This window comes from Prevotella brunnea (genome assembly GCF_008016795.1).
GTDB classification, from domain to species: Bacteria; Bacteroidota; Bacteroidia; order Bacteroidales; family Bacteroidaceae; genus Prevotella; species Prevotella brunnea.
This window is the reverse complement of sequence record NZ_SDIK01000058.1, coordinates 1-14,485: the sequence shown is the minus strand read 5'-3', so window position 1 is coordinate 14,485 and position 14,485 is coordinate 1. Positions and strand designations below refer to the sequence as shown.

At 47.9% G+C, this 14,485-nt stretch carries 13 protein-coding genes; 4 read left to right on the top strand and 9 right to left on the bottom strand.

Annotation, left to right across the window (positions count from 1 at the left end; all coding sequences use genetic code 11):
- On the top strand, positions 1–326 hold a 326-nt coding region (locus ETF27_RS08230; protein ID WP_240048161.1), incomplete at its 5' end, for a transposase.
- A 501-nt stretch (positions 327–827) separates the two neighbouring features.
- Here the strand turns inward: ETF27_RS08230 and ETF27_RS11185 are convergent.
- The 8 genes from ETF27_RS11185 to ETF27_RS08190 form a co-directional block, all read right to left on the bottom strand.
- Complete coding sequence (locus ETF27_RS11185) at positions 828–971, bottom strand: hypothetical protein (RefSeq protein ID WP_158635984.1); 144 nt, start codon at positions 969–971, stop codon at positions 828–830.
- 170 nt (positions 972–1,141) lie between these two features.
- Positions 1,142–1,594 (bottom strand): YqaA family protein, encoded by a 453-nt coding sequence (locus ETF27_RS08220; protein ID WP_130829154.1) that lies wholly within the window; start codon positions 1,592–1,594, stop codon positions 1,142–1,144.
- Positions 1,567–2,523: a hypothetical protein gene (locus tag ETF27_RS08215; RefSeq protein ID WP_130829152.1), complete on the bottom strand. Its 957-nt coding sequence runs from the start codon at positions 2,521–2,523 to the stop codon at positions 1,567–1,569. Before ETF27_RS08215 ends, ETF27_RS08220 begins: the two co-directional genes overlap by 28 nt.
- A gap of 18 nt (positions 2,524–2,541) precedes the next feature.
- Positions 2,542–3,810 carry a phosphoribosylamine--glycine ligase gene (purD, locus tag ETF27_RS08210; RefSeq protein WP_130829149.1) on the bottom strand — a complete coding sequence of 423 codons (1,269 nt, stop codon included), beginning with the start codon at positions 3,808–3,810 and terminating at the stop codon, positions 2,542–2,544.
- Between the two features lie 186 nt (positions 3,811–3,996).
- Complete coding sequence (locus tag ETF27_RS08205) at positions 3,997–6,201, bottom strand: S9 family peptidase (RefSeq protein ID WP_130829739.1); 2,205 nt, start codon at positions 6,199–6,201, stop codon at positions 3,997–3,999.
- Positions 6,191–7,723, bottom strand: a complete 1,533-nt coding sequence (locus tag ETF27_RS08200; protein WP_130829147.1) for a THUMP domain-containing class I SAM-dependent RNA methyltransferase — start codon at positions 7,721–7,723, stop codon at positions 6,191–6,193. The genes ETF27_RS08205 and ETF27_RS08200 overlap by 11 nt, the downstream gene beginning before the upstream one ends.
- An 801-nt stretch (positions 7,724–8,524) precedes the next feature.
- Positions 8,525–9,289 carry an ABC transporter ATP-binding protein gene (locus ETF27_RS08195; RefSeq protein WP_130829145.1) on the bottom strand — a complete coding sequence of 255 codons (765 nt, stop codon included), beginning with the start codon at positions 9,287–9,289 and terminating at the stop codon, positions 8,525–8,527.
- 1 nt (position 9,290) lies between these two features.
- A complete protein-coding gene (locus tag ETF27_RS08190) occupies positions 9,291–10,037 on the bottom strand; it encodes an MlaE family ABC transporter permease (RefSeq protein ID WP_130829143.1) in 747 nt (248 codons plus the stop codon).
- Positions 10,038–10,187: 150 nt separating this feature from the next.
- On the opposite strand from ETF27_RS08190, the gene lptB reads away from it, so the two are divergent.
- Positions 10,188–11,018, top strand: a complete 831-nt coding sequence (gene lptB / locus ETF27_RS08185; protein ID WP_130829738.1) for an LPS export ABC transporter ATP-binding protein — start codon at positions 10,188–10,190, stop codon at positions 11,016–11,018.
- A 347-nt stretch (positions 11,019–11,365) separates the two neighbouring features.
- Here lptB and ETF27_RS08180 read toward each other — a convergent pair whose 3' ends face one another.
- Positions 11,366–12,067: an SIMPL domain-containing protein gene (locus ETF27_RS08180; RefSeq protein ID WP_130829141.1), complete on the bottom strand. Its 702-nt coding sequence runs from the start codon at positions 12,065–12,067 to the stop codon at positions 11,366–11,368.
- Positions 12,068–12,271: 204 nt separating this feature from the next.
- Here ETF27_RS08180 and ETF27_RS08175 point away from each other — a divergent pair, with 204 nt between their 5' ends.
- Together ETF27_RS08175 and ETF27_RS08170 are read left to right on the top strand one after the other, a co-directional pair.
- Positions 12,272–13,255, top strand: a complete 984-nt coding sequence (locus tag ETF27_RS08175) for an aminodeoxychorismate synthase component I (RefSeq protein WP_130829139.1) — start codon at positions 12,272–12,274, stop codon at positions 13,253–13,255.
- Positions 13,239–13,862, top strand: a complete 624-nt coding sequence (locus ETF27_RS08170; RefSeq protein WP_130829136.1) for an aminotransferase class IV — start codon at positions 13,239–13,241, stop codon at positions 13,860–13,862. The genes ETF27_RS08175 and ETF27_RS08170 overlap by 17 nt, the downstream gene beginning before the upstream one ends.
- Positions 13,863–14,485 lie beyond the last annotated feature (623 nt).

The following is a 14,485-nucleotide window of genomic DNA, read 5'->3' as shown; positions in this document are numbered from 1 at the left end:
CCGTGGTCGAGAAATGGGAAAAGAAATATCCTGCCCTAAGAGAGTCCAAGACCGCACGCAACAGTGCCTATTTCACGTATATGGACTTCCCGGCCCAAGTGCAGAGGTGCATATATACGACCAACTGGATTGAAAGGCTCAACAGGAAGTACAGGAGAACCATCCAAATGAGAACATCCATGCCATCAGAAAAGTCCGTCATCTTCCTCCTGGCAGCCGTGGCGATGGAGGAAACAAAGACGACATATGAAAGGAGAATATATCAATTCAAGAACTGGAAAGAAAAGAATAAAATAACAGTGGAAGTACAGAGAAAGGAAAGATGAATTACACACTTTTAAGGACACTACCAAATATTTATCCCAAATCGGTCATTAGGATTTCTCTTTGCCGTACGACACAGAGAAATCCTAATGACCGATTTGGGTTAAAGAGGAATATGTCGTGGTTGTGGACATTCTATGACTTCCCTGAGTTGCAAATGCCGAATACAAACAATGAATTGGAAGCACTCAACTCTACTTTGAAAGCAAAATTAAACCTACATAAGGGCATTAGCAAAGAAAGGAGAAAAGTCATTATTCAAGACTTTTTAAAGGCTCATTCGCCTTGTAGATAAAGGGATATAAGAGGTTTTAGGTCTCTTTTTGTCATATAAGAGCAAAAGAGACCCATTTTAGGTCTCTTTTTGTCACTTATACCCATTTCTCAAGCATTTTGAAGAACAGGGAAAGACCACCAAAAGGTGTTATTTCCTTATTTACGAACTTTATGTCACAGTCGCGCATTGGAGTATATACTTTTTTCGTGGTAAAGTTAGTAAATATTTATGGATCAAGCATATACAATGCTGTTTTTCTAATGGCGGTCATTAGAAAATGACAAGAAACTTTTTCTAATGACCGATTTGGGTTTAATAAACTACCATTCCCAAATCGCTTGCTCATATCAATCGTTTCTCCTGCCGCCATTTCTGAGTTTTTGATCCTTCCTAATACATTTTATTCCCCAGGAAATTTCTACTGAGCCAGAATAGTTCTTTGATCGTCTGCTTCTGTTATTGATAGACCGTCCATAATTCATCATCGTTCACTTGGAAGCCAAAGCGAAACTTGGGGCAATTTTGAACGCCTGCTTAGAATTAAAACGCCAGACTGACACCCCAAATCAATGCTGCGTAGCGAAGCACTTTGCCAACCGAGATGCTGACGATGCTGATGGGAAGATTGGCACGGGTAAGTCCCAAGACGATGGTGATCGCACTTCCGATGATGGGCAGAAAGGCAAAGAATCCCATCCACGAGCCTCTGCCTTCCATAAATCGGTGCGCCTTGTCGAGCGATTCTTTCTTTACGTGCAGGTAACGCTCTATCCATTCTAACTTTCCCATTCTTCCCACTCCATAATTGAACATCGAACCGAGGATGTTTCCCACGCTTCCATAGACAACGAGTTGCATGGGCTGCAGCCCGCCTGCCAACAAGCCTAACATGACTGCCTCGCTGCTGAAGGGAAAGAAGCTGCCGGCGAGAAAAGCCGAGAGAAACATTCCCCAATAGCCATAATCTAAAAGAATTTCAGAGAGTGCAGCCATAAATAGTAAATAAAATTGTAAATAGTGAGGATAAGGGTGCCCACGACAAGGAACTTGAAAGCAAGGTTGGTCCACTTGGTGTAAGTAAGGGCAAGGAAATGACCGATGAGAGGCGATGTCGCCACGATGATAATGCCCATCAACTCGTTGTAATGATGAGGTTGCAGACATAGAAAGGCAACCGCCGACCATGTCAGGGTCATGAGGGAACGATAGAGCAGCCGGGTTCGGATGCTATCCTTGCGCTTCTGACGGATGTAGTGCACAGTACCGATGAGTGCGCACAAGATTATCCATAGTGCATTGACAATCTGTGGACCAGACAGTTGATTGAAGTTGAGAATGGGCGAAAAATGCTGCAACCCCACATAATGCGCGATGAGGAAGTCAAGATGGTCTGTGCCAATGAGACAACCTGAATAGAGAAGATTGGGAAAGAGAATACCCAAGAGCGATGCCGTGAATGTCTTGGGACTGAGTGCCAAAATGTCGATGGAGAGCACCATCCACAGGATGGGCAGGAAATAAAGGATGTGTGGCCAAAGGATACTGCTGAGTCCTATGCAGAGGAACGCGTAAAAAATCCACCCCGTCCCCTTCGGATCTTGATACACTCGGAAAATACAGGTGAGAAAGCCTATCATGCAGAGCACCACAATGGCAGGGGTAAGCTGTGAGAGTTGGGGTAAAAACTGTGTGGCGAAGAGCAGGAACGAGCACGAGACAACCCTACTGTAGATGCGCAGAAGGGCATTCGCATTGTTGAGTTCCAGCATCAAGTAGGTGGAGAACAGAACGCAAAGCAGTGATGGAAGCACCGAGAAGTCGGACAGACAGCTCAGCACCCACACTGCCACGGTCGGCAACACCAATATGGGCAGCGACCAGCGGCTCTCTGAAATCTTGTTCTGAAGGCGTTTCTTATACATGACGCGGAAGGTAGATGACTATAAGTCGGCGCCTATATCCCGTCTGAAATATTTGTCTTTATAAACTATCTTTTCGGCTTCGGTAAAACTCTTTCGCAAGGCTTCTTCCTTGTTGGATCCGTATGAGGAAACGGCGATGACGCGTCCGCCGTTGGTCAGCAGTGTTCCTTCTTTCATCGTGGTGCCACTGTGGAATACCACCGAGCCGTCCACCGCTTCAATGCCCGTTATGGGGCAACCTTTGGCATATTGGCGCGGATAACCTCCACTTACCAGCATCACGCAGACGGCGGCACGCTCATCGAAAACTACTTCACGACGGTCTAAATCGCCTGCTGCCACCCCCTCAAAGAGCTCTACGAGGTCGCTTTTCAGTCGCAACATCACCGTCTCTGTCTCCGGATCGCCCATCCTGCAATTGTATTCTATTACCATCGGGTTGTCTTCAACATTAATTAAACCAAAGAATATAAATCCCTTGTAATCAATCCCTTCAGATTTCAGTCCGGAAATGGTTGGGAGAATGATTTGTTCCTCCACCTTACGCATCCATTCCGCATTGGCAAAAGGTACGGGACTGACACTGCCCATTCCTCCGGTGTTGAGTCCGGTGTCGTGTTCGCCAATGCGTTTATAATCTTTGGCTTCCGGCAAGATTTTATAATGTTCGCCATCGGTGAGCACGAAAACCGAACACTCTATGCCGGAAAGGAACTCTTCTATTACTACTTTTGCGGATGCGTTGCCGAACATACCGCCGAGCATTTCGCGCAGCTCTGCTTTCGCTTCGTCGAGGGTTGGCACGATGAGCACACCCTTGCCTGCTGCCAGTCCGTCGGCTTTCAGCACATAAGGCGGTCGAAGTGTTTCCAAGAACTTCATGCCCTCGTTCAAGTTCGTTGCGTCGAAGGTGCGGTAAGCCGCCGTGGGAATATGGTGTCGGGACATGAAAGCCTTTGCGAAGTCTTTGCTGCCCTCAAGCACTGCTCCGGCTCGCGATGGACCGATGACGGCGATGTGTTTGGTGCGCGGATCGGCATGGAATACATCGGCGATGCCATTCACCAGTGGATCTTCCGGACCTACAACAAGCATATCCACGTGATTTTCTGCTGCGAACTCCTTGAGTTTATCGAACTCACTGACTCCGATGGCAATGTTTTCGCCACACTCTGTCGTTCCAGGATTTCCCGGTGCGATGTAGAGTTTGTCGCATTTCTTGCTCTGTGCGATTTTCCATGCCAAGGCGTGTTCTCTGCCTCCACTTCCCAAAAGTAATATTTTCATGTTCTCTGTCTCCGTTTCATTCCTGCCATAGCCGGGAAAGTGGCTTCCGCGGGTTGTTTGTTTTCTATTAATATGTTGTTTGCCTTCTATTATTATAATGTGTGGATAAGTCTCATCCCTACCTTTTTCTCTGTCGATGGTCAGGCTTCTTTTCTCTGCCTTTCCGAGAATGGTTGGAGAATTCTCCTATTTTTTCAGATAATCTTCGAAATATTGCGTGATTCGTTCGTGCAGATGCACACTCTGGTGTCCGCGCATATTATGTGGTTCGCCCGGATAGACGAAGAAGTCGGGCTGAGTTCCCGCTCCGATGCAGGCTTTCAAGAACGTGAGACAATGCTGTGGAAGCACCACGGGATCGTTCAGTCCCTGAATGATTTGTAGTTTGCCCTTCAAGTCTTTTGCCTTGTTCAAAAGAGAAGTCATGGCGTATCCCTCAGGGTTGGTCTGTGGTGTGTCCATGTAGCGTTCGCCGTACATTGCCTCGTACCATTTCCAATCGATTACCGGTCCGCCTGCCACTGCCACTTTGAACGTTTCGGGATAGTTCGTAATGAGCGAGATAGTCATGAACCCACCAAACGACCAGCCATGTACGCCGATTCTGTCGGCATCTACGTATGGGAGTGATTTCAAGTACTTCACCCCTTCCATTTGGTCTTTCATTTCTTCTTGTCCGAGATGTCGGAATGTGGCTTGTTCGAATGTCCTACCCCGGTTCTCGCTGCCCCGATTATCGAGTATGAACAGTACGTACCCCTTCTGTGCCATGTAAGTTTCCCAAGAGCGAGAGCCATAGTGCCAGCTTGCGTCCACGTTGTGAGCGTGCGGACCGCCATAGACATAAATCACCGTGGGGTATTTCTTTGTAGGGTCGAAGCCGACTGGTTTCACCATGCGCCAATACAGGTCGGTAGTTCCATCGGCAGCTTTCAATGTGCCGTTGCTATATTCGGGCACGTTGTAGCCCTTCCATGGGTCTGCCGCCGTCAGCCAATTGTGGCGTGACGGTTTGGCTGAAACGCCGATGAGGTCGATGTTGCGTGGCACGTCAGGTTCGGAATAGGTATCGACGAGTGCGTTTCCATCTTTGCTCAGTTCACCGAAGTGCCATCCCTTGCCGTTGTCAAGTAACGTGCGCTTTCCGTTGGCGATGCTGACGCTCCACAGATTGCGCTGTATGGGGGAACACTCGTTGGAGGCGTAGATAACGCTTTTCTCTCCATTGTTGAAACCAAGCACTTCCATAACTACCCATTTGCCACTTGTCAGCTGTCGGATTTCCTTTCCATCTCGGGTGCACAGATAGATGTGGTTGTATCCGTCCTTCTGCGATTGCATGATGAATCGATTGGAGTCCCACGGTAAAAAGCGGATGGGATGGAGCGGTTCCACGTATTTCTCATCGGTTTCGTGATAGATTTGGGCGATTTTTCGTCCTGTCTCTGCGTCGTATGACACCAAATAGCAGTCGTTTTGGTCGCGGTTCAGCTCAAACATATAGATGGTTTTGCTGTCCGGACTCCAAGCGATGTTGGTGAAATAGCGGTCGGTGGGATCGCCTGCATCCAGATAAACGGTGCGTTGTGTGTTCGTGTCGTACACGCCCACCGTTACCTTGTGGGAGGTTTCGCCTGCCATGGGATATTTGGTGGGTTCGGGGGTTGCCATGCGCGACTCACCCTCTTTGGGTTTCCAGTCCACCTCCTGTATCGTGACAAGCGGGAAGTCGGTTACCATGCTCTGGTCCATTCGGTAGAAGGCGAGCTTTGTTCCCGACGGACTCCAGAACAAACCGCCACTGATGCCGAACTCATCGCGATGAACTGCCTGTCCGTAAACGATGTCGCGCGAGCCGTCGCGGGTTAGTTGGGTGGCATTGCCTTCTCTATCCGCCACGAAGAGTTGATGGTGGAGAACGTATGCCGTTGCTCCGGAGATTTTGTTCCATTCCCTTGCCTGCGTGTTTTGTACACGTGTGGATCGCTTTACGAGTTTTTTTGCCTTGAAATCCACCAACAGATCCTCGCGTCCGTTCTTCACCATTACGTAAGGTTTTCCGGAATAAGGGAAAAACGCGGAATAAAGGTGTCTAACTTTCTCTTCGGAAGTTTGCAGACCCGCCCAATGGTTGATGTCGTCGAGGTTGAAAAGCCGTTGTTCCTTACCGTTTTTCACGTTCACGAGGGCGCAATATTCTGCCTCGTTACGTATCAGTTGATTGCCCCACCACTCCGTGTATCGGTTTTCGGGGCGCATTTTGTGATAATTCTTTCCGCCGAAGTTGAGGTCTTCGAGCGTAAACGTTTTCTGTGCCATTGTCATTTGTGGACTTAGCAGTCCCGCGAGAGCAATCCATGCCACGAGACCCACGAATGTTTTAATCTTCATCTGTATAGTTTCCTTTCTTGCGGAAGCCTCCGATCTTCCCTCTTTTTTCATATTTCTTTCCTCCAAATTTGCGGTCGTTGTCGTATTTTCTTCCGCCTTTGAAATTTCGACTCTCTTCGAAGGTGTCATCATCGTTGAACCGTTGTCGGTTGCCGCCTCGTTTGCCTTCTTTTCGGTCGGCGTGTCGTCCGCGGTGGTTGTTGTCGATGTCAGTATAGAGTTTATGTTCGAGACTGTGGAAAGTGAAGGAACGAATGTCTCCCTCCTCGTTTTCCTGCGTTTCGTCGAGCCGTTTCTTGAACTCCCGGTTCTTCTTGAAACGATGTTTTTGTGCCATTTCCTTCTTTTCTTCTTCTGTTTTCACGATGCCTCCTTCTGCACGGAACTCGTTGAACTTGCCGTCGAACATCTGATATCTTCTGAACTCACATTCCAGCGATCCGTTATAAACGGGAATTTTGATGCTTGGCTTCAGTCCTATTTCTCGGAAACATTCCTCTCGATAGGACAATATCCATGCCTCGTTGTCCTTAAACTGATGTTTGAGTCGCTCGCCAATCATGCGGTAGGTACCCAAGAGGTTGGGGGTGGAGATGCGTTCGCCGTAGGGAGGATTCATGACGATGATGCTCTTTTCCTGCGGTTGTGTGAAGTTCTTAAAGTCTTTCTGCTCTATAGTGATCGCTCGAGTCAGTCCTGCTGCTGCCACGTTGCGTCTTGCCGTGTTCACTGCTTTTATGTCGCAGTCATATCCATAGATATGGTGGTTGAACTCGCGTTCTTGCGAGTCGTCGTTGTAGATGGCATCGAAGAGTTCGGAGTCGAAATCGGTCCATTTTTCGAAAGCATATTCCTTTCTGAAGACGCCGGGCGAGATGTTGCGTGCAATGAGAGCTGCCTCGATGGGTAGTGTTCCCGAGCCGCACATCGGGTCGATGAAGTCGGTTTCGCCTTTCCATCCCGTCATGAGTATCATGCCTGCGGCAAGCACTTCGTTGAGTGGTGCCTCCACGCTCTCTTGCCTGTAGCCTCTGCGATGGAGCGATTCGCCACTAGAATCGAGTGATAGTGTTGCCTTGTCTTCGGCGATATGGATGTTGAGCCGTATGTCGGGGTTGCTCACGGAGATATTGGGACGTTCCCCGGTGCGCTCGCGGAACTGATCGACAATGGCATCTTTCACCTTGTAAGTAACGAAGCGCGAGTTTTTGAACTCTTCAGAATAGACTACCGAGTCCACCGAGAAGGTCTTTCCCTTGAGAATGTATTTGCTCCAATCCAGCTTCTTCACCTCATTATACATATCCTCCGCGCTTTGTGCCTTGAAATGGGCGATGGGTTTGAGTATTCGAATGGCGGTGTGCAACTGGAAGTTAGCGCGATACATGAGTTCTTTGTCGCCTGTAAACGACACCATTCTGCGCCCGATTTCTACGTTGTTGGCACCCAGTTGGGTGAGCTCTTGCGCCAAGACCGGTTCCAATCCCATGAAGGTCTTGGCAATGAGTTCGAATTCTTCCATTATTTTTTGAGATAGTGCCCATGTCATGTCCCAAGACCTCTCGGGACGAGTTCACCGGCAGTTACAATTCTTTTTTATATATTATATGGTTCTTATTTGTTCCGCATGGTACGATTGTCAGGCTGATTGCCTGTTTTGCGAGGTTCGCTTGAGCGTCCACGCCCCACAATAACTTTGCAAAGATAAACAATTCTGTCGGAAAAACAAACGTCGTGCCCTTTTTTTTCGATGGTGGGCAGGTGGGTGGAGGGGGATGTAACCTTTCATTCACATTTCGCGCGCAAGGAATGATGTCTGGGGGTTGAATAAAATAGGTGTGGTGCGATTATGTCTTTTTTATGTTTTGCTGTGTTTTGGTTTCTCAGTGCAATGTTTTTATTCCACAGGTGAAAAGCTTACCTTTTGCTTTCCAAAAGCTAAGCTTTTGCAGTGCAAAAGGTCATGAATTAGAGTACAAAAGCTAAGCTTTTGAATTGCAATTAATATAGTTCTGATTATCAGTGGGTTATGAATGACGTGTCCGCCTCTGTTTTTGTCGTGTGATTTTACCGTGAAATGCTTTTTGAGATATTGCGGTCAAGGTGGGCTGTGGACGGGAAAAGGAAGGATTAACGGATGATTATTCTCACTTGGGGGGGGGAAAAGTTGGTGGAATTGAAATCATGGTGCTTATAAAAGTTATCGTGTCTGTGGAAACTTTATTATTTCTGTGAATTTCGAATTTCCAAGAATACATGAAGCTGTATTATTTCTAAGCAGCCAAGATTTTCAAGCTAATAAAAAAAGGGAGTTGTTTTGTATTTAATAGTCTTCCATTTCCACTTCTTTCACCTTTTTAAATAGATCGGATGCGAAAACGAGGTCGTTGAGTTTCTTGTTGTGCGAAGAGATAACCGTTTCTTTGTTTCCCTGCCATTCTTTTCTGCCCTCAGCGATGAAGATGATGTTTTCGCCAATGCCCATCACTGAGTTCATGTCGTGCGTGTTAATGATGGTGGTGATGTGAAAGTCTTTCGTTATTTCCGAGAGCAGTTCATCGATAACGAGCGATGTCTTAGGGTCTAATCCCGAGTTGGGTTCATCGCAGAAAAGATACTTTGGGTTCATCACCACCGCGCGAGCGATTGCCACGCGTTTTTGCATTCCCCCCGACAATTCTCCGGGGTATTTCTGTTCCGCTCCTTTGAGGTTCACCCTTTCGAGGGTTTCCATTGCCTGTCGGCGACGTTCGCGCAAGTTCATGTTCGAGAACATATCCAATGGGAACGATACGTTTTCCAGCACGGTGAGGGAGTCAAAAAGTGCCGATCCTTGAAATATCATTCCCATTTCGCGACGCATGCGTATCTTTTCTTTCTTACTCATGTTCACGAAGTTGCGATTGTCGTAGAGCACCTCTCCACGTGTAGGGTTGAGCAGTCCCACGAGGTTCTGCATCAGAACGGTCTTGCCGGCTCCACTCTGTCCGATGATGAGGTTGGTTTTCCCATCTTCGAAGATGGTGCTGATGTCGTGGAGAACTTCTTTCTCGCCAAACGATTTATATAGGTGTTTTACTTCTATCATCTTAACTTAATATCTGGGTGAGGAAAACATCGCTGAACAAGATGAGCACACTGGAATTGACCACTGCATCAGTGGATGATTTACCCACATCCACCGAACCGCCTTTCACGTTGTAACCGAAATATGATGCGACGCTGGCAATGATGAAAGCGAAGAATACGCCTTTGATGATGCTCATATACATGAACCATGGGTTGAACGAGTGCTGTATGCCCGATGTGAGGTCGTTGGGCGTGATGATGTGCCCGAGGTAAGCCGTGGCGTAGGCTCCCACCACACCTGTTGCCGCCGAGAAGATAACGAGGAAGGGCATGATGGTGATGAGTCCGGCAATCTTCGGAAGGATAAGGTAGCCTGCGGAATTCACCCCCATGATTTCGAGCGCGTCAATCTGTTGCGTTACTCGCATCGTGCCCAATTCCGAGGCGATGTTCGACCCCACCTTTCCGGCGAGAATCAAGCACATGATGCTCGACGAAAATTCCAACAGCATGATTTCGCGCGTTACATAGCCCGATACCCATCGAGGCATCCACGGACTTTGCACGTTGAGCTTTATCTGGATGCAGATCACTGCCCCGATAAAGAACGAGATGAGCAGCACGATGCCGATGGAGTCCACCCCCAATTGCGACATCTCCTTGACATATTGCTTGAAGAACATGCGCATACGCTCCGGCCGGCTGAAAGTGCGCCTCATGAGCTGCAGGTAGTTGCCGAATGCGGTCAGCAGTTTGTAGATAAGCATGATTTCACTTCTTTCTGTTTACAGATGCAAAAGTAACCAAATTCCATCAAAAAACTGCATTATATTCAATAAGTTTTAGGTTATCTCAATGTTATTAGCGTTTATTTTACTACTTTTGCAATTTGGAACTACAATCGTAAAAAACTGATGATGACAGAAACGGAAAACATTGTTGTTCGCCCGGAGAGCGATCAGCGCAGCATACTGCGCACAGAAGGATTAGTGAAACGATATGGCAAACGCACCGTTGCCGACGGTGTGAGCATCAACGTGAGACAAGGCGAAATAGTGGGACTCTTGGGACCCAACGGAGCCGGCAAAACTACCTCGTTCTATATGACTACCGGGCTGATTGTGCCCAACGAGGGGCACGTCTTCATCGATGACGAGGAAATCACTCGCTATCCCGTGTACAAACGCGCCAAAGCAGGCATCGGCTATCTGCCACAGGAAGCGAGCGTGTTCCGGAAGATGAGCGTGGAGGACAACATCATGAGCGTGTTAGAGATGACAAAACTCTCCAAGGCGGAACGGCTGGAAAAGATGGAGAGTCTCATTCGCGAGTTTCGGTTGGAGAAGGTGCGCAAGAATCTCGGCGACCGACTCTCCGGAGGTGAACGGAGACGCTGTGAGATAGCCCGATGCCTCGCCATCAATCCGAAATTCATCATGCTCGACGAACCGTTCGCCGGAGTTGACCCCATTGCCGTGGAGGACATTCAGCACATCGTTTGGCGATTGAAATTCCGAAACATAGGCATTCTCATCACCGATCATAACGTGCATGAAACTCTCAACATTACCGACCGCGCCTATCTGCTTTTCGAGGGGCGAATTCTTTTCAAGGGAACCCCGGAAGAACTGGCTGCTAATAAGGTGGTCAAGGAGAAATATCTCGGTACCGACTTCGTGCTGCAAAAGAAAGATTTCCAACTCATTGACGAGCGGAAACGAGCACGGGAAACCAATCCCGAAACCTAATTCCATGCCCGGTTCTCACCTCGGTAACATCAGTGCAAAGCCTGACAGACAAACAAACGAAAATAGTGTGGAAATTATTTTTGAACATCTATTTAACAAAACGAGGAGCAAAAAAAAGCCTTGACTGATTCACATCACCCAAGGTTCCAATACTAAAACTAAATTAACCACTAAAAAAACTGTTACAAAGATAAGCGTTTAAAGGGGTAACGCCAAATAATAGGGAAGGAAAATTACTATTTTTTATAATTATTCACACTTCGTTGCTATTTTTTACGTTTCCTATACCTATTATTGAGTATTTCCACCCCTGATGCTTCGACATCGGAAACGGGGTTGTAGCCCGATTAATCCTTCAGGGAATAGGTAACGGTGGTTACCACGCGCACCTTTTTAATATAAGGCGTGTTGGAGTCGCGGTCGTCGATGGAGAACTGTCCTTGATCGGCACTCACAATTTTGTTCAGCGCGCTATGGCTGTTGGCAGCGAATTGCTTGGCGGTGGCTTCAGCATTCTCTATTGCCTGTCGCATCATCTTGGGTTTCATCTCGGTGAACTTCGTAAACTCATACTTGATGGGGTTGGCATAGCCACCATCTACGATGGCAACGCCTTGTTTCAGAAGCTCTCCCTGTCGGGCAATGATGCTTCGCACACGGTTCACCTGTCGGCTCGTAACGGTGATGATGCTCGTGATGTTGTAGCGATAACCCTTATTGTTGTCGCTGTATTGCTCGGCATTCAGGTCGATCACCACGGGAGCGTTCACCTCGATTTCCTCCGGTTTGATGCCATTTGCAAGCAGGAAACGGCGGATTTTCTCTTGCGTTCGCCCAATGCCGGCATAGAGTTCCGGCAGATTATTGCCCAATTCCTTTGAGAGAATGGGCCACGTAACCTTGTCGGCAGCCACTTCTTTCTCTGCCAATCCCTTTACGCTCACCTTGCGGTCTTTGTTGGCAAAGTTGTCGATTCCTGCCTTCATACAGAACCCTAACACGACAATGCCGAGAGCGATGATGGCGGATGATAGAACGTGTTCTTTCATAATTCACTGTTTTAAATATTTCCGAGTCGGGACTTTCCCAACTGTCTTTATCGCCAAAGTTAGCAAAAAACGATTGATTGAAATGTCTTCTCATGTTTAAAAGATGTTTAATGCGAGGGAAGAATACCGAGAAACGAAAAAAAATACGTAATTTTGTGGTCTAATAAGAGAGGGACGCTCCAGTTCCACCCACGCCATAAGCCCATGAACAGCTATCAACAAGAAACAGCCATCAAGCGAATGAACCATCTTGCCAAAGATGGCAAGCCTTTTGTCTTCATCGCCAGCTACGACTGCCGACAGACGTTCGTGGAGGAGGTGGACAACATTGACAGCTCGGAACTGCTCTTTGACTTCCCTCATCGGAACAATATTCCACCCGATGCCGTAGCAGGGAACGCCGATGTGGAATGGGAGTTTGCGCCACCCAGCCGGGAACGCTATCGGCACGCCATCCGACATGTCATCGGAAACGAGCGTGATGGTAACAGCTATCTTGCCAACCTCACCTGTCGTGTGCCGGTGAGAACCAACCTTGCCCTGCGCGACATCTTCCTGCGTTCCAAGGCGATGTACCGCTGTTGGATGCGTGACAACTTCGTGTGCTTCTCGCCCGAAATCTTCGTTAGGGTGAGCAATGGCAAAATCAGTTCCTATCCCATGAAGGGCACCATCGATGCTTTACAACCCAATGCGCGGGAAACACTGCTCAGCAGTCCGAAAGAAGCGGCGGAACACGCCACCATTGTCGATCTCATCCGCAACGACCTCAGTAAGGTGGCAGAACACGTAACGGTGGAACGCTATCGATATATCGACCGACTGACGACCAACAAGGGGAAAATTCTGCAAACCAGTTCGGAAATCTCCGGACAGCTCCTGCCACAATATGTCCAACGACCGGGCGACATGCTTTTCCAACTGTTGCCGGCAGGCTCCATCACCGGCGCGCCAAAGCTCAAGACCACACAAATCATCAAAGAGGCAGAGGACTACGAGCGCGGGTTCTACACCGGTGTCATGGGCATCTGGGAGGATGGGAGGATGGACAGTGCGGTCATGATACGCTTTATTGACAAAGAGGGCGAACAGATCTACTACAAGGCGGGAGGAGGCATTACCGCGCGAAGCGATGAGGAAGCGGAATACAACGAAGTTTTGGAGAAGATATATGTGCCGATTTATTGAGACCATCAGGGTGGACAGTGGGACGGTGAACAATCTCGACTATCACCTGCGTCGTGCAAACCTCACCCGACAACAATTCTTCAAGGGAGCACGCCCACTGCGAGAGAGCGACTTCCACCGCGCCATCAATCCTAAAACGAAACTTGCAAAACTGCGCTTCGAATATGATGGCAACGCCATCTATAACCTCACGGCAGAACCATACGTCATGCGACAGGTGCAATCGCTGCGTATCGTTGCCGACAAGAACATTGTCTATCCCTACAAGTGCGCAGACAGAACATTGCTCAACCAACTCAGGGAACAACGCGGAACATGCGATGACATCGTCATCGTCAGACGTGGAAACATCACCGACACATCATACACGAACATCGCCTTCTTCGATGGCAAGGAATGGCTCACACCCGACACTCCTCTCTTGCCTGGAACACGCAGGAAAAGTCTGATTGACAACGGAAAACTTCGCGAAGCACGAATTACGCTTGCCGATTTGCCTCATTTCAAACGCCTTGCCCTCATCAATGCCATGATTGGTCTCGGTGAACTATCAGCCCCTTATCACATGGAAGAAGACACGGCAGGACTGAAAATCGTCTTGGAATAAGTCTGCCCCATTGTCCCCATCGCACATGAGCCCTTGTTTGCCGTGCACCCCTATTCGGCAAACATTCCTCGAATCGGGCGTTATCCGATTCTTTCTCTCATCACTGCCATTCCTCATTTTGATAGGTTTCCTTGTCATTGGTTATTATTCCGGCCCGAAGATGGGCAAAGTTTTCCTGCCATAGAGACGTTTGTCTCCACGCATCAATGTAAGGATACAAAATCAATCATCAAAATGCAAGAAAACAATCGAGTGATTATTTTTGTTTAATAAGTAATATTAGGCGTAATGGACATTTGGTAGGCTGAAAAGCTCCGGATGCTCTTTATTTATTACTATTGCTGTCTGGTAAAACTTTTATTAATTTTCAAAATTAGGGCTGACACTTCTCTCGAGGTATCAGCCCTTTTGGTTATCTTTGTATTTGAAAAAAATATGACCATGAGCAAAGATTGTCATTTTGCCGGACAGCCGCCCTCCCAAGAGTTAAATCCTTTTACTTCCCATAGAGCTACCTCATTATATTTATACGCGAGTTCGGGATAAGAAAATCTTTAGAAAAGTTCCAATTGCCTTGATTTCTCCACGTGTACTGGCAGTGCGTCCGGTTTATTGTCAATGAA